We start from the raw sequence: 19,285 nt of genomic DNA, 5'->3' as shown, positions 1-19,285 counted from the left end.
TGGAGCCTTTTTATAGGGCTCTTTTTATTTTAAAAAATAATTATAAAAAATGCATGATGTTCTATAGTGTTAAATGGGAGGTGTAATAATGCATATTAAAAAGACTATAGTCAATAGAAAATTTGGAATTGTAGATATAATCATACTGTTAGCAATAGCTTCAATACTATATCTGATTATTTCATCAGGAAGTTTATCTGAAAGAAGTGGAGATACACTTGCAATTTCAACCAATATAAGTGATCTACCAGGTTATGTTCTGAAATCAGTAGGCAGGATGACTGCAGCATATATTTTGTCCTTTATATTTACCATTATATATGGTTACACAGCAGCTCATAATAAAAATGCAGAGAAAGTAATGATACCACTTTTAGATATACTTCAGTCTTTACCCGTATTGTCATTTTTGCCTGCTGTAGTTTTAGGATTGATAAAATTATTTCCACATAGTAATTTTGGGCTTGAATTATCTTGTATAATACTTATATTCACGGGACAAGCATGGAATATGACTTTTAGTTTTTATCACTCAATAAAATCAATTCCAAAAGATTTTAACTACGCTGCTAGAATATTCGGATTAAACAAGTGGCAGAATTTCAAAAAGTTGCAGATGCCCGTTTCTGTTATAGGTTTGGTGTTTAATAGTATTATGTCATGGGCTGGAGGATGGTTTTTCCTTATGGTATGTGAGATGTTTACACTGAGGGGAAAAGATTTTAGATTGCCAGGTATAGGATCATTTTTACAGATTGCAGCTAATGAGCAAAATTATAGGGCCCTTATGTGGGGTATAGCTGCACTCGTATTTGTTATTGTACTTATGTATGTATTGATATGGAGACCTATAACTGTATGGTCGGATAAATTTAAAATGGAACTTACACAATCAGGAGAAGAGCAGCACTCATTTGTACTTACTTTTTTCAGAAGATCTGTTATAGTAGAATTTTTTATAGATAAAATATTAAAAGTAGTATTTGAAAAAGTTAATACTGCAATAGACCAGTTCTTTATCAAATATTATAGAAAGCCAAAGAGTAGGAATAAGGTGGGAAATGGAATAGGAAAGTGGATATTTAGAATAATAATTTGTGCAATAATAGTTTATTGTACAGCAAATGCAGTATTGCTTTTAAAAAATCTTTCAATGTATGAATTACTTGAAGTTGTTCCAGCAGCAGTATATACATTTTTAAGAGTAATTTCAGCTCAGATTATAGCTCTTATGTGGACAGTACCATTGGGAGTAGTTATAGGCATGAACAAGAAAGCTGCCAATATACTTCAACCTGTTATACAAGTGGTGGCTTCCATTCCTGCAACTGCACTTTTTCCTGTTATATTGATATTCTTTGTAAATAAATTGGGCGGGCTTAATATAGCTTCAATAGTGTTAATGCTTATGGGAACACAATGGTATATATTATTTAATGTAATTGCAGGAGCATCGGCAATACCTGAAGATTTGAAAGAGGCCTCCACAATATATGGTATTAGAGGATGGAAGAAATGGAAAACTCTAATAATACCTTCTATCTTTCCATATCTTGTAACTGGAATGGTCACAGCTGCAGGTGGATGCTGGAATGCAAGCATTGTATCTGAATATGTAAATTTCGGCGGTAAGGTTCTTACAACAAAGGGATTGGGATCATTAATATCGACGGCTACAGAAAGAGGAAACTATCCAATGCTTCTTCTTGGAACTATTGTTATGTGTACATTTGTAGTTTGCATTAACAATATTGTATGGAAGAGATTATATGCTCTATCAGATGATAAATTCAAAATAGAATTGTAGGAGGGATACTATGATGAACAATAAAAAAGAGTTTATAAAAATTTCAGGTGTAACAAAATGTTTTGGAAATTTTGAAAAGCCCATATTGAAAGATATAAACTTGACTATAAATGAAGGGGAATTTTTAGCCATATTAGGTCCCTCAGGATCTGGAAAGTCTACACTATTGAGAATAATGACAGGACTTATGAAACCAGATGAAGGGCACGTTACTTTTTACAAAAAGGAGATTAATGGTGTTAATCCTGATACTGCCATTGTATTTCAAACATTTGCATTATATCCATGGCTTACAGTCCAGCAAAATGTTGAAATAGGACTGGAGGCAAATGGATTCCCAAAACAGTATAGAAATAGAAAAGCTGAAGAATTGATAGATTTAATAGGGCTTGATGGATTTGAAGAAGCTTATCCAAAGGAACTTTCAGGTGGAATGAAACAAAGGGTTGGTCTTGCCAGGGCCCTTTCTGTAGAGCCAAAATTATTGTGTCTTGATGAACCATTTTCCGCACTGGACTTTTTGACTGCTGAAAATTTAAGAACTGAAATCGTAGAGCTTTGGCAGGAAAAGAGAATGCCTATAAAAAGTATAGTTATGATCACGCATGGTATAGAAGAGGCTGTGCTTATGGCGGATAAGATAATAATGCTTAGCAAAAATCCAGCTGCTATAGTAGAAGAAGTTGACATAGATTTACCACATCCTAGAAATAGAAAATCACATGAATTTGAAAAAATAGTAGATGAAGTCTATAAATTACTTACCAATGGTAAAACTAAAAAATTAGATGAAGAAATTGAAAATATGGATTTGAACAAGAGTAAAAACATAAAATTTGTACAAATACCAATTGCACAAATCGGAGTTATGTTAGGACTTTTAGAACTTATAGATGATAATGGAGGTAAAATGGACATATATCAGCTCGGAAGGGATTTAATGCTGGAAACTGACGATATATTTCCAAATATAGAGGGGCTATCCATACTGGAATTATCTGAAGTAAAAGAAGGAGATATATTTATAACTGGATTGGGAAAAAAGTTTGTAGATATGGATAAGGAAGATAAGAAAGTTTTATTTAAAAATCAAATAGAAAAAATATCCACATTTCGTCTAATTACAAACGTATTGAACAATAAGAAGAATCATACTATGAAAGAAGAGTTTTTTAAGGAATTATTTAAAAAATATTTTCCACAAGGTGAAATTGAAGATATTATGGATACTATAATAGATTGGGGAAGATATGCAGAAATTTTTAATTATGACGGAGATTCAGAGGAATTTTATCTTGAAGAAGGGAAAATAATATAGATGAAACTTTTTTTATAAATAAACATAATATAAAAAGAGAATATTTGATTATATAATAAACATTATTGTATAATATTGATTTTTATAATTCCATGTGATATTATGAGTTAAATAAAAATATTGCATGATTATATAAAGTTTTAGTAGGAGATGATATCATGAGTAAAGTTGATATATTTACAAGCAGTACTTGTCAATACTGTCATGCAGCCAAGGAATTTTTTAAAGAGAACAATGTGGATTATGTAGAGCATAATATAACTACAGATGCAGAAGCAAGGAAAGATTTGATGAAAAAAGGTTATAGAGGCGTTCCGGTTATAGTAATAGACGGTGAGTATATTTTAGGATTTGATCAGAATAAAGTATCAGATATTTTGGGAATATAGTTTGTATTTTAAAATCAGACATAATAAAACAGTCTAGATTGTTTTATTATGTCTGATTTATTTTTTGAGATATCATGGATTGGATACTTTTTATAAGATTTTCTTTTATTTCTGTAGAGTGTTTCATGTCAGAAATTTCAATATCAAGTTTCCTTGTTTTTTGATCTATGGATTTTAGTCTTTTATTTAAGGTATTTATTTTAGAAGTTTTATTTTCCAGTATGTCTTTGTAGATAGAATCAATAGTTTTTTTATCATTGAAGAATTTCCTTAAATAATTTATACTTGAAAACAGGGAGCTTTTTATATTGTATATACTTTTTATCATTAATGTATAAAATTTACTCATAATATCACCTGTATATATTTTATATGAATTGTTAGAGTATTTCAACTTTAAGGGGAATTTTAAATATGGATGAAACTCAAAATATATTTTTAAAAATGATAAAAAATTATGATAGAAAGATAAAAAACAGGATAAAGTATTTAGACAACAAGATAAATACTTTACAATCTCAAATAAAAGAACGAGAAAAAAAATACTGCAATACATTTGAAATAAAACAAAAACTTGAACGGCATAACTCTGAAATTAATAAAAAGTATAACTATCTTTTAAATATATTAAAATCGCGAGGTATAATATTTGAAATTTCAGTAGTAAGTACAAATATTAATGAATGGGATAATTTATATATAAAAATTTTAAAAAATATATATTATTTTGCAGATAAAAATAATGAAATAATATATGAAATTGATAGTAGATATTTTAGTGTTGTAGAACACATTATAAAAAATTATAAATACAGTATATTAGTTATAAGAAAAGATGCTTATTTGATAACATTACAACTTAGAATACTTGATTCAATACATAATTAATGAGTGTTATAATAATAAATATAAAATTAGTTCAGGAGGTGTATGAATTTAGTGTCTGATAGTGCATTGAAAATTTTGCAAAAATATTATGGATACAGGAGTTTTAGAAGTTCACAGGAAGATATAATAAATAATATATTAAATAAAAATGATACTTTGGCAATAATGCCTACAGGAGGAGGAAAATCTATATGCTACCAGGTTCCTGCTCTATTATTTGACGGTATTACTCTGGTAATTTCACCTTTGATTTCTTTGATGAAGGATCAAGTTGACAGCATAAAAAATTTAGGAATAGGTGCGGACTATATAAATAGTTCTTTAAATCAGCATGAAATACTGTCAATAATATCAAGGTTAAAGGAAAATTCAATAAAAATACTTTATATTGCTCCTGAAAGATTGGAATCCATAGAATTTTGTAATATTATAAAAAATATTTCTATATCCCAGGTAGCTGTTGATGAAGCTCATTGCGTGTCTCAGTGGGGACATGATTTTAGAAGCAGTTATAGATATATATGGAAATTTATAAACATACTTGATACAAGGCCTGTAGTTACAGCTTTTACAGCTACTGCAACAGAAGAAGTAAGAAAAGATATAATAGATCAGATAAAATTAAAATCACCAAAAGTATTTATATCAGGATTTGACAGGGAAAATTTAAAGATAAACTGTCTTAAAATAGGTGATAGGTTTTCTTATTTGCTTAATTACATAAATGAAAATATCCAGCAGGAAGGTATAATATATGCATCAACTAGAAGAGAAGTAGATAATATATATGATAAGCTTTATAGGAATAATATTTCTGTTACTAGATATCATGCTGGTTTGTCTGATAATGAACGAAAAAAGAACCAGGAGGATTTTGTATATGACAGGGTGAATGTCATAGTAGCTACAAATGCCTTTGGTATGGGTATAGATAAATCCAATGTAAGGTATGTAATTCATTATAATATGCCGCGAAATATAGAGAGTTATTATCAGGAAATAGGCAGAGCAGGTCGTGATGGAGAAGCAAGTGAATGTATACTTATGTTTTCACCACAGGATATAATTACACAGAAGTATTTAATTGAAAACAGTATACAATCGGAAAATAGAAAATTAAATGAATATAAAAAATTACAGCAAATGGTGGATTTTGTACACTATAATGGTTGTCTTAGAAAATATATTTTAAATTATTTTGGAGAAGAAGTAAAATATGAGGAATGTGGAAATTGCAGTAATTGCATAACTGAAGGTGAGTATGTCGATAAGACAATAGATGCACAGAAAGTACTGTCCTGTGTATATAGAATGAAGAAGGATTTCGGAGTTAACATGATAGTGGATGTTTTGAGAGGTTCCACACAAAAAAAGGTTATGTATAACAGGTTTAATCTACTTTCCACATATGGAATAATGAAAGAGTACTCTAAGCAAGATCTTTCGAATTTTATAAATACACTTATAGCACATGGATATATATCATTAAAAGAAGGGGAATATCCTACAGTAATTTTAAATGAAGAATCAGTAAAGATATTGAAGGGAATAGATAAAGTTATACTAAAAGAGAGATTTAAAGCTAAAAAGATAAGTGTGAACAATAAGTTGTTTGAAGCTCTTAGAGTGCTTAGAATGAATATGGCAAGAGAAGAAAGTGTACCACCATATCTGATTTTTTCAGATAGTACTCTAAAAGAACTTAGCAGCAGGTATCCATGTACAGAAGAACAGATGCTGGACATATCAGGAGTAGGAGAACTTAAATTAAAAAAATATGGTTCTGGATTTTTGGATGAAATCAGAAATTATGTTAAAGAAAACAATATAGATGTAAAATGGAATTTTAAAAAAGAGAATAGGGATAACAGTTCACATGAAAATAATATAAATAGAAAATTAAAAACTTATGAAATAACCATGAATATGGTTAAAGAGAATATGGGAATAGGAGAAATTGCTAAAAAGAGGCAACTTACAATATCAACTATATTGAATCATCTTACCAAATATTTGGAGGAAGATAATAAAGAAAACTTTAATATAAACTTTAATGATGTATTTACTGAGAAAGAAGAAAATCAGATAATATCAATAATAAAAAAAGTTGGATGTGAAAGACTTCATCCAATTAAGGAGTTACTCCCAGAAGATATAGGTTATGATAAAATAAAAGCTGTGATTATTAAGAATTATGCACTTTAAATTTAAAAAGGAGGTTATTGAATATGAGTGAAATTGCCAGAAGATTGAATCAATGCAGAAAACCATCAGGTGAGACTGGAAAGATGGTGGCAGATGACATGAATGAAAGACATTTTGCAGTAACAGGATGGGGATTGGATAAAATTAACATTGATGAAAATCTTAGAATTATAGATACAGGATGCGGTGGTGGAAGGACTGTAAATAGATTGGCATCTATGTCCCCAAAAGGAAAAGTAATAGGAATTGATTATTCTAAGGATTGCGTGAAGTGGTCAAAAGAATTTAATAAACAATTGATTGAAGAGGGAAGAGTAGAAATTTATAATGCAAGTGTAGAAAAGCTGCCTTTTAAAGATAGTGAATTTGATATGGCCACAGCTGTTGAAACTATATACTTCTGGCCAAATATAGTAGAAAGTTTCAAAGAAATAAAAAGAATTTTAAAACCTACTGGAAAATTCATAGTGATAAATGAAATGTACATGGATGAAAAACATAGAGAAGAATATAGTCAATACGAAGATAAAATGAATGTATATACACCAGATGAATTAAAACAAATTTTCTTGGATGCAGGTTATTCCCATATAGATCTTGGAGTAGAGGAAGATAAAAATTGGATGTACTGTATAGGCAAAGCTTAGATTCTATTAAATAGGAGGTGTAATTGTGAAATTTGTTACTTATTTAAAAGATGGTTTGGAAAATATAGGTATACTAAAAGAGAATGATGTAGTAAATCTTCAATATATATTTAAAAGTATTGGAGAAGGAAATCCACCTAAAACAATGGTAGAACTTATAGAAAGTTCATCTAATGATATGATTCATAAAATAGGAGAGCTGTTAAAAAATGAAAAAGTACCTACTATATTATTGGATGAAATAAAATTAATTGCACCAATTCCATATCCAAGAAGAAATGTTTTTTGTCTCGGAAAGAATTATGTAGATCATGTAAAAGAAGTAAAGATAACTAGAATAACTGGAAATGACATACCTGAGAATCCAATATATTTTACAAAAGCGGCAAGTCCGGCTATAGGACAGAATGATAGTATAAAATTTTCTACAAAAGTTACTAAACAGGTTGATTATGAAGCAGAACTTGCAGTAATAATAGGAAAGGATGGAAAGAATATAAGAAAAGAAGATGTAGAAGATTATATATTTGGGTATACAATAATAAATGATGTGTCTGCTAGAGATTTACAAGGCAGACACAGTCAATGGTTTAAAGGAAAAAGCCTTGATAGTTTCTGTCCTATGGGACCTGCTATACTTCATAAGAGCAAGGCTACTTTTCCTGTAGAGCTTGATATAAAATGCACAGTAAATGGTGAATTGAGACAAAATTCCAATACTAAGAATCTTATTTTTGATATACCATATATAATAAGCGATCTATCAAATGGACTTACTTTAAAAGCAGGAGACATAATATCTACAGGTACACCAAGTGGAGTAGGTATGGGATTTGATCCTATAAAAGTTCTTAAAGATGGAGATATTGTGGAATGTTCTATTGAAGATATAGGAACTCTTAAAAATATAGTTGTAGAGTTTTAAAACATTATTAGAGTAGAAGGTGAATTGATTGCCAAGAGTTTATTTTAAACCAGTAAAATCCCATTCAGGAGTTGAAGTAGTTAATGGAGCCTCACGAGAAGTGTTGACTAAATTGATAGAAGAAGAAAATATATCTTTGGAAAAATTTATACCACTTAAAGTTCATATGGGAGAAAAGGGCAATAGAACCTATATTAAACCTGAAAATTTTAATAGTATAATAGATTACATGGAAGAGAAAAAAATAAATAGTTCTTTCATAGAGACAAATGTACTTTACAGAGGTCAGAGAATGACAAGAGAAGCTCATGTTAAGACTGGAAAAGAGCATGGTTTTACACGAATACCAATTGTAATAGCAGATGGAGAAAATGGAGAAGATTTTAAAAATGTAATTATAAATAAAAAACATTTTAAAAAATGCAAGATAGCAAAAAAAATTGCAGACGTAAATCAGCTTATAGTTTTAAGTCACTTTAAAGGACATATTCTTGCAGGATTTGGTGGAGCCGTAAAACAGTTGGCCATGGGGTGTGCCGCAAGGGGAGGTAAATTGGATCAGCATGCTAATTCAAAACCTATAATTATACCATTTATGTGTAGAACTTGCGGTGTTTGCAGGACCCATTGTCCAGTAGATGCCATAACAATAAAAAAATGGGCTAAAATTGATAAAGACATATGTATAGGATGTTCTTCCTGCCAGGCAGTTTGTCCACATAATGCAATTACCAGCAATTGGTTTCAAACTTTTTCCATGTCATTTAATGAAAGATTGGCTGAATATGCATTGGCTGCTGCAAAAGATAAAAATAATATTTATGTGTCTTTTGCACTTGATATTACAGCTGGATGCGATTGTGAAGGACATCCTATGATTCCCATAAACGGAGACATAGGCATATTTGCATCTACAGACCCCATAGCTATTGACAAAGCTTGTTTAGATAAATTGAGACCGGACGTAAAATTACTTTTTTGGAGAGGAATAAGAACTCTTACATACGGCGAAAAGATAGGACTTGGAAGTAAAAATTATGATTTGGTTAATTTGTAGTAAAAATAGTACGAATAAATATACAGTCATTGTTTCATAATACATAATGTATAATATTGCTTGAGAGACAAGGAGTCAATAAAATCCTATCTCTTTTTTATTGTATATATTTTATAAAATATACTAATTAATATACGTAAATATTATTTGTAAAATACTATAAAACAGAGCTATATACTCCTATAAATTATAGTATAATCAATACTAGGAGCATATAAAAAATTATAAAAACATATTGAATTTTTATTAATATAAATGTATAATTATAATACGATGATGCTGAGAAAATAAAATATGAAGTATGATGTTGGAGGAAAATATTATGATAGACTTAAAAGGAAAAAGTTTTTTAACTTTAAAAGATTTTACAATGGAAGAGATAGAATATCTTTTAGACTTATCTAAGAGATTAAAAATAGAGAAACGAAATGGCAATCAGAAAAAAAGACTTGAAAATAAAAACATTGCACTAATATTTGAAAAAGAATCACTGAGAACAAGATGCTCTTTTGAAGTAAGTGCTCATGACATGGGAGCAAATGTAACTTACATAAATTCTTCAGAAAGTCATATAGGAAGTGGGGAATCATTAAAGGATTCAGCTAGAGTATTGGGAAGAATGTTCGATGGTATAGAGTATAGGGGATTTTCACAGAGAAATGTTGAAATATTAGCTGAATATTCTAAACTGCCTGTTTGGAACGGACTCACAGATGAGGATCACCCAACACAGGTTCTGGCTGATTTTCTCACTGCCAAAGAATATGTAAACAAACCATTTAATGAAATGAATTTCGTATATATAGGTGATGGAAGAAATAATGTGGCAAATGCACTTATGATAGGTGCATCAAAAGTAGGTATGAATTTTAAGATAATTACTCCTAAATCACTTTTCCCTGACAATAATTTAGTTGAACAGTGTAAAAAGTATACTGAAATATCTGGCGGAAGCATAACTGTTAGTGATAATATAAGTGAAAATGTTAATGGAGCAGATATTGTATACACTGATGTGTGGCTTTCGATGGGAGAAAAAGAAGAACTATGGAAGGATAGAATAGATATACTTATTCCATATCAGGTAAATAAACAATTAATAGATCTTTGTAATAACAATGAAGTTAAGTTTATGCACTGTCTACCTTCCTTCCACAATTTAGATACTAGTATAGCTAGAAAAATACATGATAAACTTGGACTTGAAGCCCTTGAGGTGACAGATGAGGTATTTGAAAGTGAAAATTCTATAGTATTTGATGAAGCAGAAAACAGACTTCATACTATAAAGGCAGTTATGGTAGCAACTTTAGGTAATCAGGATATTTAGAAAGAAGGTATATTATGAATTCTATTTTGTATTTGGAAGATGGAACCGTATTTATGGGCAGTTCTATAGGAAAACAGGGTATTGCTGTTGGAGAGCTTGTTTTTAATACTTCAATGACAGGTTATCAGGAAATACTTACTGATCCATCTTATGCAGGTCAGATTATAAATATGTGTTATCCCCATATAGGAAATTATGGAATTGACTATTCTGTAAGCCAATCAGAAAAAATTCAGGCAAAGGGAATAATAGTCAAGAATAGATATAACAATACATCTCATTATTTAAGTGAAGATAGCTTTGAAAACTTCCTCTTGAAAAATGAAATTGTTGGCATAAGTGGGGTTGATACTAGAAGTATAACTAAAAAAATAAGATCTCATGGAACTATGAAATGTGTAATATGCAGTGAAAATGAATCTATTTACCAAATAAAAAATATACTCAAATCCTACGAATACAAGAATCTTGTTGACAAGGTAAGTATAAAAACAATAAAGCATATTGCAGGAAATGGCCCAAGAGTTGCAGTTCTTGATTTTGGAGCAAAGAAAAACATAATAAATAATTTAATTGATAGAAAAAAATGCGATATAACTGTTTTTCCTTATAATACTTCTTATGACAAGATAATGAGTATAAGTCCTGAGGGAATATTAATTGCAAATGGACCCGGAGATCCTAAAGAATTAGAAAATATTATTCCAACTATTAAGAAGATAATAGAAAGCGGAGTTCCGACTTTTGGAATATGTCTTGGACATCAATTAATGTGTCTTGCACTAGGTGGAGACACATACAAAATGAAATTCGGACATAGAGGTGGAAATCATGGAGTTTATGATAAAGATATTCAAAAAGGTTTTATAACCTCCCAAAATCATGGCTATGCAGTTAGAGAAAGTAGCTTGGACAAGAATGAAATTGTGGTGACCCATGTAAATTTAAATGACAATACTGTAGAAGGAATAAGACATAAAACCTTGCCAATATTTTCAGTCCAATTCCATCCTGAAGGTTCACCGGGACCAACTGAATCATCTTATCTATTTGATAAATTTTTAAAATCTATGACTTTAGTAAAGTAAACAAGGAGAAGTGATAAAATGCCATTAAGAAAGAGCTTGAAAAAGGTTTTGATTATAGGATCAGGACCTATAATAATAGGTCAAGCTGCGGAATTTGACTATTCGGGGACACAGGCTTGTGAAGCCATTAGAAGTGAAGGAATAGAGACTATACTTATAAATAGTAATCCGGCAACTATAATGACTGATAAAAATATTGCAGATAAAACGTATATAGAACCATTGACAGTTGAATCTGTAGAGAAGATACTTGAAAGGGAAAGACCAGACGGCATTTTAGCAGGGTTCGGAGGACAGACAGCGTTGAATCTGGCCATGGATTTAGACAAGCTTGGCGTGCTTGATAAATATAACGTAGAATTATTGGGTATAAAAGTTGAATCAATAAAAAATGCTGAGGATAGAGAGAGTTTTAAGAATTTAATGGAAGCTATAGATGAGCCTATAGCTGTAGGAACAATTGCCACGAATTTAGAACAATGCAAGAAATTTTTAAACAAAGTAAACCTTCCTATAATTATAAGACCAGCTTATACTTTAGGTGGAACTGGTGGGGGTATTGCACACAACTATGAAGAATATATGGAAATATGTGAAAATGGACTTGATGCAAGTCCTATAACACAGATTTTACTTGAAGAAAGTCTTTCTGGGTGGAAAGAACTTGAATATGAAATAATGAGAGATAAAAAGGACAATTGCATGATAGTTTGTAATATGGAAAATATCGATCCTGTTGGAATACACACAGGTGACAGCATAGTAGTTGCACCCTCTCAAACACTTACAGACAGAGAATATCAGATGCTTAGAAGGTCAGCCATAAAAATTATAAGTGATCTTAAAATAGAGGGCGGATGTAATATACAATTTGCATTGGATCCTAATAGTAATAATTACAGAGTTATAGAAGTAAATCCAAGAGTTAGTAGATCAAGTGCACTTGCATCCAAGGCTGCAGGATATCCTATAGCTAAAATTGCTGCCAAAATAGCAATTGGTTATTCATTGGATGAACTTAAAAACTATGTAACTGGAAATTCAAGCGCATTATTTGAACCGGCTCTTGATTATTGCGTAGTTAAAATACCAAAATGGCCTTTTGATAAATTTAAAAAGGCAGATAGAAAGTTAAAGACTCAGATGAAAGCTACTGGAGAAGTTATGTCGATAGATAGAAACTTTGAAAGCGCTCTTTTAAAGGCAGTTATAAGTTTGGAAGGCAAAATAATAGGTCTTAAATTGGATAAATTCAATGATATGAGTATAAATGAAATATTAGATAAAATAAAGCTGCAGGATGATGAGAGACTATTTGCCATTGCTGAGGCTTTTAGAAAAGGTATGAGTATAGATGAAATTCATGGAATCACCAAGATAGATAGATGGTTTCTATTTGGTATAAGTAATATAGTAGATATGGAAAATAAACTTATAGAAAATGTTCCAAATGTAGATACTATACATCAGGCTGAAATTATGGGATTTACAGATGAATACATATGTAAGTTGATTGGTATGAAACTGGAAGATCTGAAAAAAATGCGTGAAATAAATGGTATAAAATCTGTATATAAAATGGTGGATACATGCAGTGGTGAGTTTGAGGCGAAGACATCATACTATTATTCATGTTATGATCTTGAAAGTGATAATGTAGTTTCCAACAATGAAAAAATACTGGTAATAGGTTCTGGCCCTATTAGAATTGGACAGGGAATAGAATTTGATTATTGTTGTGTAAATGGTGTGTGGGCCATAAAAGATGCAGGAAAAGAAGCTATTATAATAAACAACAATCCTGAAACTGTAAGTACGGATTTTGATACTTCTGACAAATTGTATTTTGATCCACTTTATATAGACGATGTAATGAATGTAATAAATGAAGAGGAAGTTGATGGAGTTATAGTTCAGTTTGGAGGACAGACAGCTCTTAATCTGGCAAAAAAACTAGATGATAGAGGTATAAATCTTTTAGGTACCTCTTTCCAATCAATAGATTTGGCAGAAGATAGGGAAAAGTTTAGAGTACTTCTTGAAAAATTAAATATAAATTCACCTATAGGAGGTTCTGTAACAAGTCTTGAAGAAGCAGACGAACTTGTGGGGAAGATTGGATATCCTGTTATTGTAAGACCTTCTTATGTAATAGGTGGAAGAGCCATGAAAGTTGTGTACAATGACCGTGAACTTTCTAAATATCTTAAAGAGGCGGTAAATTTATCTAAAGATTACCCTGTACTTGTAGATAAATATATAACAGGAAAAGAAATTGAAGTTGATGCAATATCAGACGGAAAAGATCTTATAATTCCTGGTATAATGGAACATGTGGAAAAAGCTGGAGTTCACTCTGGGGATAGTATAGCTATTTATCCTACATTTGATCTTCGTGAAAATGTACTTGGGAAAATAGAAGAATATACTTCTAAAATTGCAAAAGCATTGAATGTAAAGGGTCTTTTAAATGTTCAATATGCTTTTGACGGTGAAAAAGTATATGTAATTGAAGTAAATCCCAGAGCTTCTAGGACAGTTCCTATTTTAAGCAAGGTTACAGATATACCTATGATAAAGATTGCAGTAGATATTATGCTTGGAGGCAATATAAAGGATTTTGGATACAAGCAGGATATGTATAAATACAATAAAATGATTGCAGTTAAAATGCCGGTATTTTCGAATAAAAAATTGCCGGGAGTTGATATTGCATTAGGACCTGAAATGAAATCCACAGGAGAAGTTCTTGGAGTGGATTTTGATAAAGACAAGGCTGTATATAAAGCATTCAGGGCATCGGGAATTGAAATATATAAAAGTGGAAGTGTATATATTTCAGTAAATGATGTAGATAAAAAAGAGGCAGTTTATGTTGCAACAAAATATCAAAATTTAGGATTTAGCATTTTTGCCTCTGAAGGTACCTATAAATTTTTGAGCAACAATGGAATAAAATGTACAGCATTGAGCATAAGTGATGCAATACATGCACTTAAACAAAAGAAACTTGACATAGTAATAAATACTGCTACCGTAGGATATGAGAGTGGTACACCTGGATTTGAATTAAGACACACTGCTCTTGCACATGATGTAATTATATTTACATGTTTGAATACTGCGGATATTTATACATCATCTGTTAAAATAGTACAAAACAATGAAAATATAGATTATAGATCAATGGAAGAGTATATTAAATAAGCTTTTAGATTAAATATAATGACACTCACTGTGTTTATTTAATGTGAGTGTCATTTTTGTTTTTGCCCAGCAGATATTTAATTGCAAAATATCTATAGCTTGTATTATAATTTGAAATTATATTTTTACATATGTAAGAGAATAAATCAGATTTACCTCTCAGCAATTTAAAAATGGCCCTCTTTGATAATTTTCTATTGAAGACTATCTTATTTAGAAAATTTCCATCTTCAATTTTTTTATGTATTATCTTTATTTTTTGATTGTATACAATATCAGTGTCCATATAGTTGTTATGCTTTGTACACATAATGGAGTCTTTTGCCAGTTGAGCAGATTTAAGTGCAAAATAAATTCCCTCACCAGTTATTGGATCTACAAGTCCTGCAGCATCACCTAAAAGTAATATGTTATTTTTAGCAGGAGTTTTTACATATTTTCCATATGGGATAAAAGCCCCTTTTTTACTTGAAAGACTATAGGGAACATTATCAGAAATAAATTCATCAAATTGCTCTACAATATTTTGATTTTTAGCTAGAGGTTCGCCAATGCCTACAGTACAAGAATTTCCCTTTGGAAAAATCCAGGTATACCCCGAATTATTTAAATTAAAAAATAAATTTATTTTGTTTTTTAATCTGGTATTTTGGAAAGTAGATTCAATACAAAATCCATTGGGTCTGTATTTACTGTTTATTAATTTTCTTGTCCTGCTGTTTGCTCCATCGGCGCCAACCAATATTTTGAAATTTATTTTTTCGTTATTGTTGGTTTCAATAAACCGTGTATTCATATCAATTTTATGAATATAAGATTTTTCCATCAGAGTGCCACCTGATTTTTTATATTTATCTATCAAGTATTTGTCAAAGTCCATTCTTTCTACTAAATAAAAAGTTGATTTTGTGTCAGTATCTATGATTTTTGATGAATCCATATAGACTGCCACGTCAGATGTTTTTTGGTTGAAATTTCGAAAAGGTTCATTATAAATATCTTCAATAATCTCAACAGTTTTTTCTGTTAACAATCCTCCACATAATTTAAAACGAGGGAAACTCTTTTTTTCTATAATACAAACTGAAACTCCAGAAGTAAGTAACATATATCCTAAAGATGAACCGGAAGGCCCTCCACCAATAATTACCACATCAAAATTTTTCATAAAATTACCTCCAGTGTTTCGAATATAATATAATTTAGTTTTATCATAAAAAATGTTTTTGGTAAAGTATTTTGAATTATTCCTTGACAAAATAACTTTAAAAAAGTATAATAAATTCAAAATTAAAGAAGAAAATACTATGACTGAGATAAGTATATTATGAATTTTTCAAGAGAGAGATCTTGTGTGCTGGAAGAGATCTTATGATGAAATAATAGAAAATTGCGCTTAGGAGTTCTTAAATTGAAATTATTAGTAGGTTTATGCGGGTACGACCGTTAAAACGTTGATATATGAGTTATTGCATAGTGCATTTTTTATGCAATAAACAGAGTGGAACCGTGGAAGAGTACTTCTGCCTCTGTAAAGAGGTGTAAGCACTTTTTTTATATTATCCACATGTTTTTTAACTTACTTATCAAGAGAGGTGGAGGGACTGGCCCTATGAAGCCCGACAACCGGCATTTTCATTTGATGTATCGGTGTTAATTCCTACGGAATGATATTTCTGAAAGATAAGAAAATAATTATAGGTAAAATTGTTTTTTAAACAATAATCCGTTTTCTTATCAGCTAGGAAAGCGGTTTTATTTTTCTATCATTTTTGATTTGTTACTGCATAACTGTACTTTAATAAACTATTAGGGGGAGGAAATCTTTAGATATGGAGTCAACTAATATAGTCTGGCATAAGATGAATATAGATAGAAATAGAAGAGAAAAATTATTAAATCAGAAAGGAGCTCTTATCTGGTTTACAGGGCTTTCGGGTTCGGGAAAATCTACTGTAGCTTCATGTTTAGAATCTAAACTTTATGAAATAGGCAAGCTTACATATCTTTTAGACGGTGACAATGTAAGATATGGACTTAATTCAAATCTTGGATTTACAAAAGAAGACAGAAGTGAAAATATAAGAAGGATAGGTGAGGTCTGCAAATTATTTGTAGATGCAGGACTTATAACCATTGCTAGTTTTGTATCCCCATTTAAAGAAGACAGAAACAGAATTAGGGATTTAATGGGAAAAGATTTTATAGAAGTTTATGTGGATTGTCCAATTGAGGTTTGTGAAAAGAGAGATCCGAAGGGAATATATAAAAAGGCCAGAAAAGGTGAAATAAAAAACTTTACGGGAATTGATTCTCCTTATGAAAAACCTGATAAACCTGAAATAATTGTATCAACACATTTAAACAGTGTAGAAGAATGTGCTGATGAAATAATTAAGTATTTGTCAGAAGAGGGGAAGTGATCAAATGAAATTAAAACCTCATGTATTATCAGCAGATATTTTAGTAATTGGTGGAGGTACAGCTGGATGCTTTGCAGCACTAAGGGCGGCAAAACATGGTGATATAAAAATAATAATTGCTGAAAAGGCAAATATAAAGAGAAGTGGATGCCTTGCCGCAGGAATAAATGCATTAAATGCTTATATAAATGAAGGTGAAACGCCTGAATCATTTTTAGACTATGTAAAGAGAGAATTTAATGGAGTTATAAGAGAAGATTTAGTATATACGGTAGCTAAAAAATTGAACAGTGTAACTGAGGAAATAGAGAAAATGGGACTTCCAATTTTAAAAGACACAAATGGAAAATACGTCAAAAGGGGAAAGCGCAGCATAAAGATAAATGGTGAAAATATAAAGCCTATAATTGCGTCGGCTGTTGAGAAAAGGGAGAACATAGAAGTATTAAATGGAGTAAATATTATAGATTATATACATAAGGATAATAGGATTATAGGAGCTTATGGATTTTCAACATATGAAAATAAGTTTTTGGTGATATACGCAAAAGCTGTTATATGTACGACTGGTGGAGCGGCAGGAATATACAAGCCTAATAATTCTGGATTTTCAAGGCATAAAATGTGGTATTCCCCTTTTAATACTGGAGCAGGGTATGCCATGGGTATAAGGGCAGGGGCTGAAATGACTACTTTTGAGATGAGATTTATTGCTCTAAGGTGTAAAGACACAATAGCTCCTACAGGTACTATAGCACAGGGAGTTGGAGCTGTTCAGATAAATGGGAGTGGAGAAGAATATGTCACTAAGTATGGAAAACCAACTACTATAAATAGGCTTTACGCTACAGTTTCTGAAAATAAAAATGGAAAAGGACCATGTTTTTTAAAGACCAGACATATTACCAAAATGGTAGAAAGTGATTTGGTTAAAGCCTATTTGAATATGGCTCCAAGTCAAGCTCTTAAATGGATAGACAATGAAAGAATGCCGTCAATAGAGAATGTGGAAATTGAAGGTACTGAGCCATATATAGTAGGTGGACATACTGCTAGTGGATACTGGGTAGATACTGAGAGGGCCACAACTTTAAAAGGTCTGTATTCAGCTGGAGATGTAAATGGAGGAAGTCCTAAAAAATATGCTACAGGGTGTTTTGCAGAAGGTGAAATAGCTGCAGATTCAGCATTGGAATATATAAAAGATGTAGCAACCGATTATCTAGATCAAGAGAATATAAAAATTAAATTGAATGAAGTTAATAGATTCTTTGAAAATAAGGAGAGCCTTTACAGTACAGAACAGCTAGAAGAGTCTATGCAAAAAACCATGGATGAATACGCTGGAGGGATATCTCAAAATTACAGTTACAGTATAAAAAAATTAAAAATGGCTGAAAAGAGGATAGATGAATTACTTGAGATAAGTAATTATTTAAGCGCCAGGGATTGTCATGAACTTTTATTTATATATGAATTAATTGACAGATTGTATGTGTGCAAAGTTCTTATAGCACATTTAAATGCAAGACATGAAACACGATGGAAGTGTTACGAAGATAATGCTGATTTTCCTGAAAGAGATGATGAAAACTGGTTTAAGTATGTAAATTCAGTTTACAAATATGGAAAAGTAAATATTATATTTAGGGATATAGTAAGGAAGGATGTTGTATATGAGCATAAGAATTGACGTTGACAAGTGCATTGGATGTTTTAAATGTATTAAAGTCTGTCCAGGAAGTTTAATATACAGCAATAAAAGTAGGCAAGCTTATATAAAATATGAAAAAGATTGTTGGGGATGTACTGCATGTGTTAAAGAATGTGAATTTGGGGCAATTCACTATTATCTTGGTGCTGATATAGGTGGAAATGGAGCTTATTTATATACTAGTCAGAATTCAGATGAATTGAAATGGAATATAGTAGATAAAAATGGTACAAAAGTTGTGGTTAATACTAATAGAAAAGAATCAAATAAATATTAATGGGGGATTA

16 protein-coding genes, 1 riboswitch and 1 other annotated feature are annotated in these 19,285 nt (G+C 30.8%); of the genes, 14 read left to right on the top strand and 2 right to left on the bottom strand.

What is annotated here, in order from left to right:
• The first annotated feature begins 88 nt into the window (after positions 1–88).
• The 3 genes from J418_RS0100980 to J418_RS0100970 all read left to right on the top strand — a co-directional run bounded on the left by J418_RS0100980 (position 89) and on the right by J418_RS0100970 (position 3,514).
• Positions 89–1,807: an ABC transporter permease gene (locus tag J418_RS0100980; protein ID WP_017751046.1), complete on the top strand. Its 1,719-nt coding sequence runs from the start codon at positions 89–91 to the stop codon at positions 1,805–1,807.
• 10 nt (positions 1,808–1,817) lie between these two features.
• Positions 1,818–3,125, top strand: coding sequence for an ABC transporter ATP-binding protein (locus J418_RS0100975; RefSeq protein WP_017751047.1), 1,308 nt, complete (start codon positions 1,818–1,820; stop codon positions 3,123–3,125).
• 158 nt (positions 3,126–3,283) lie between these two features.
• Positions 3,284–3,514, top strand: a complete 231-nt coding sequence (locus tag J418_RS0100970; protein ID WP_017751048.1) for a glutaredoxin family protein — start codon at positions 3,284–3,286, stop codon at positions 3,512–3,514.
• A 46-nt stretch (positions 3,515–3,560) separates the two neighbouring features.
• Here the strand turns inward: J418_RS0100970 and J418_RS0100965 are convergent, their stop codons facing one another.
• On the bottom strand, positions 3,561–3,863 hold the full coding sequence (locus J418_RS0100965) for a hypothetical protein (RefSeq protein WP_017751049.1): 303 nt from the start codon (positions 3,861–3,863) through the stop codon (positions 3,561–3,563).
• A gap of 65 nt (positions 3,864–3,928) precedes the next feature.
• On the opposite strand from J418_RS0100965, the gene J418_RS0100960 reads away from it, so the two are divergent.
• From J418_RS0100960 to carB, 8 genes are all read left to right on the top strand, one after another.
• Positions 3,929–4,402: a hypothetical protein gene (locus J418_RS0100960; RefSeq protein ID WP_017894593.1), complete on the top strand. Its 474-nt coding sequence runs from the start codon at positions 3,929–3,931 to the stop codon at positions 4,400–4,402.
• Positions 4,403–4,444: 42 nt separating this feature from the next.
• Positions 4,445–6,607, top strand: coding sequence for a DNA helicase RecQ (gene recQ / locus J418_RS0100955; RefSeq protein WP_017894592.1), 2,163 nt, complete (start codon positions 4,445–4,447; stop codon positions 6,605–6,607).
• 23 nt (positions 6,608–6,630) lie between these two features.
• The gene (locus J418_RS0100950; RefSeq protein ID WP_017894591.1) at positions 6,631–7,254 is read left to right on the top strand and encodes a class I SAM-dependent methyltransferase; all 624 of its coding nucleotides are present in this window, start codon (positions 6,631–6,633) and stop codon (positions 7,252–7,254) included.
• Between the two features lie 25 nt (positions 7,255–7,279).
• On the top strand, positions 7,280–8,179 hold the full coding sequence (locus tag J418_RS0100945; protein ID WP_017894590.1) for a fumarylacetoacetate hydrolase family protein: 900 nt from the start codon (positions 7,280–7,282) through the stop codon (positions 8,177–8,179).
• 28 nt (positions 8,180–8,207) lie between these two features.
• Positions 8,208–9,236 carry a DUF362 domain-containing protein gene (locus J418_RS0100940; RefSeq protein WP_017751054.1) on the top strand — a complete coding sequence of 343 codons (1,029 nt, stop codon included), beginning with the start codon at positions 8,208–8,210 and terminating at the stop codon, positions 9,234–9,236.
• Positions 9,237–9,558: 322 nt separating this feature from the next.
• A complete protein-coding gene (gene argF / locus J418_RS0100935; protein WP_017751055.1) occupies positions 9,559–10,566 on the top strand; it encodes an ornithine carbamoyltransferase in 1,008 nt (335 codons plus the stop codon).
• Positions 10,567–10,580: 14 nt separating this feature from the next.
• Positions 10,581–11,654: a glutamine-hydrolyzing carbamoyl-phosphate synthase small subunit gene (gene carA, locus J418_RS0100930; RefSeq protein WP_017751056.1), complete on the top strand. Its 1,074-nt coding sequence runs from the start codon at positions 10,581–10,583 to the stop codon at positions 11,652–11,654.
• A gap of 18 nt (positions 11,655–11,672) precedes the next feature.
• Entirely contained in the window at positions 11,673–14,861 is a 3,189-nt protein-coding gene (gene carB / locus J418_RS0100925) for a carbamoyl-phosphate synthase (glutamine-hydrolyzing) large subunit (protein ID WP_017751057.1), read from the top strand.
• A gap of 34 nt (positions 14,862–14,895) precedes the next feature.
• Here the strand turns inward: carB and J418_RS0100920 are convergent, their stop codons facing one another.
• Complete coding sequence (locus J418_RS0100920; RefSeq protein ID WP_017751058.1) at positions 14,896–16,029, bottom strand: NAD(P)/FAD-dependent oxidoreductase; 1,134 nt, start codon at positions 16,027–16,029, stop codon at positions 14,896–14,898.
• 130 nt (positions 16,030–16,159) lie between these two features.
• Positions 16,160–16,395 (top strand) — a binding site (T-box leader).
• A gap of 46 nt (positions 16,396–16,441) precedes the next feature.
• Positions 16,442–16,551: riboswitch (SAM riboswitch) on the top strand.
• Positions 16,552–16,693: 142 nt separating this feature from the next.
• On the opposite strand from J418_RS0100920, the gene cysC reads away from it, so the two are divergent.
• From cysC to J418_RS0100905, 3 genes are read left to right on the top strand one after another with little or no spacing between them, the layout of a single operon-like run.
• The gene (gene cysC / locus J418_RS0100915; RefSeq protein ID WP_017894589.1) at positions 16,694–17,284 is read left to right on the top strand and encodes an adenylyl-sulfate kinase; all 591 of its coding nucleotides are present in this window, start codon (positions 16,694–16,696) and stop codon (positions 17,282–17,284) included.
• A 4-nt stretch (positions 17,285–17,288) separates the two neighbouring features.
• Positions 17,289–18,977, top strand: coding sequence for an adenylyl-sulfate reductase subunit alpha (locus J418_RS0100910; protein ID WP_017894588.1), 1,689 nt, complete (start codon positions 17,289–17,291; stop codon positions 18,975–18,977).
• Positions 18,961–19,275, top strand: a complete 315-nt coding sequence (locus tag J418_RS0100905; RefSeq protein ID WP_017894587.1) for a 4Fe-4S dicluster domain-containing protein — start codon at positions 18,961–18,963, stop codon at positions 19,273–19,275. The genes J418_RS0100910 and J418_RS0100905 overlap by 17 nt, the downstream gene beginning before the upstream one ends.
• Positions 19,276–19,285: the final 10 nt, after the last annotated feature.

The organism is Clostridium tyrobutyricum DSM 2637 = ATCC 25755 = JCM 11008, assembly GCF_000359585.1.
Taxonomy (GTDB): Bacteria; Bacillota; Clostridia; order Clostridiales; family Clostridiaceae; genus Clostridium_B; species Clostridium_B tyrobutyricum.
The sequence above is the reverse complement of the archived record's forward strand: the minus strand, read 5'-3'. Positions and strand labels throughout refer to the sequence as shown.

Bases quoted from the DNA above. Each gene is read 5' to 3' on its own strand.
- argF (WP_017751055.1), top strand. From the start codon at position 9,559: ATGATAGACTTAAAAGGAAAAAGTTTTTTAACTTTAAAAGATTTTACA.
- carA (WP_017751056.1), top strand. From the start codon at position 10,581: ATGAATTCTATTTTGTATTTGGAAGATGGAACCGTATTTATGGGCAGT.
- J418_RS0100980 (WP_017751046.1), top strand. From the start codon at position 89: ATGCATATTAAAAAGACTATAGTCAATAGAAAATTTGGAATTGTAGAT.
- carB (WP_017751057.1), top strand. From the start codon at position 11,673: ATGCCATTAAGAAAGAGCTTGAAAAAGGTTTTGATTATAGGATCAGGA.
- recQ (WP_017894592.1), top strand. From the start codon at position 4,445: ATGAATTTAGTGTCTGATAGTGCATTGAAAATTTTGCAAAAATATTAT.
- J418_RS0100970 (WP_017751048.1), top strand. From the start codon at position 3,284: ATGAGTAAAGTTGATATATTTACAAGCAGTACTTGTCAATACTGTCAT.
- cysC (WP_017894589.1), top strand. From the start codon at position 16,694: ATGGAGTCAACTAATATAGTCTGGCATAAGATGAATATAGATAGAAAT.
- J418_RS0100950 (WP_017894591.1), top strand. From the start codon at position 6,631: ATGAGTGAAATTGCCAGAAGATTGAATCAATGCAGAAAACCATCAGGT.
- J418_RS0100920 (WP_017751058.1), bottom strand. From the start codon at position 16,029: ATGAAAAATTTTGATGTGGTAATTATTGGTGGAGGGCCTTCCGGTTCA.
- J418_RS0100960 (WP_017894593.1), top strand. From the start codon at position 3,929: ATGGATGAAACTCAAAATATATTTTTAAAAATGATAAAAAATTATGAT.
- J418_RS0100910 (WP_017894588.1), top strand. From the start codon at position 17,289: ATGAAATTAAAACCTCATGTATTATCAGCAGATATTTTAGTAATTGGT.
- J418_RS0100965 (WP_017751049.1), bottom strand. From the start codon at position 3,863: ATGAGTAAATTTTATACATTAATGATAAAAAGTATATACAATATAAAA.
- J418_RS0100975 (WP_017751047.1), top strand. From the start codon at position 1,818: ATGATGAACAATAAAAAAGAGTTTATAAAAATTTCAGGTGTAACAAAA.
- J418_RS0100905 (WP_017894587.1), top strand. From the start codon at position 18,961: ATGAGCATAAGAATTGACGTTGACAAGTGCATTGGATGTTTTAAATGT.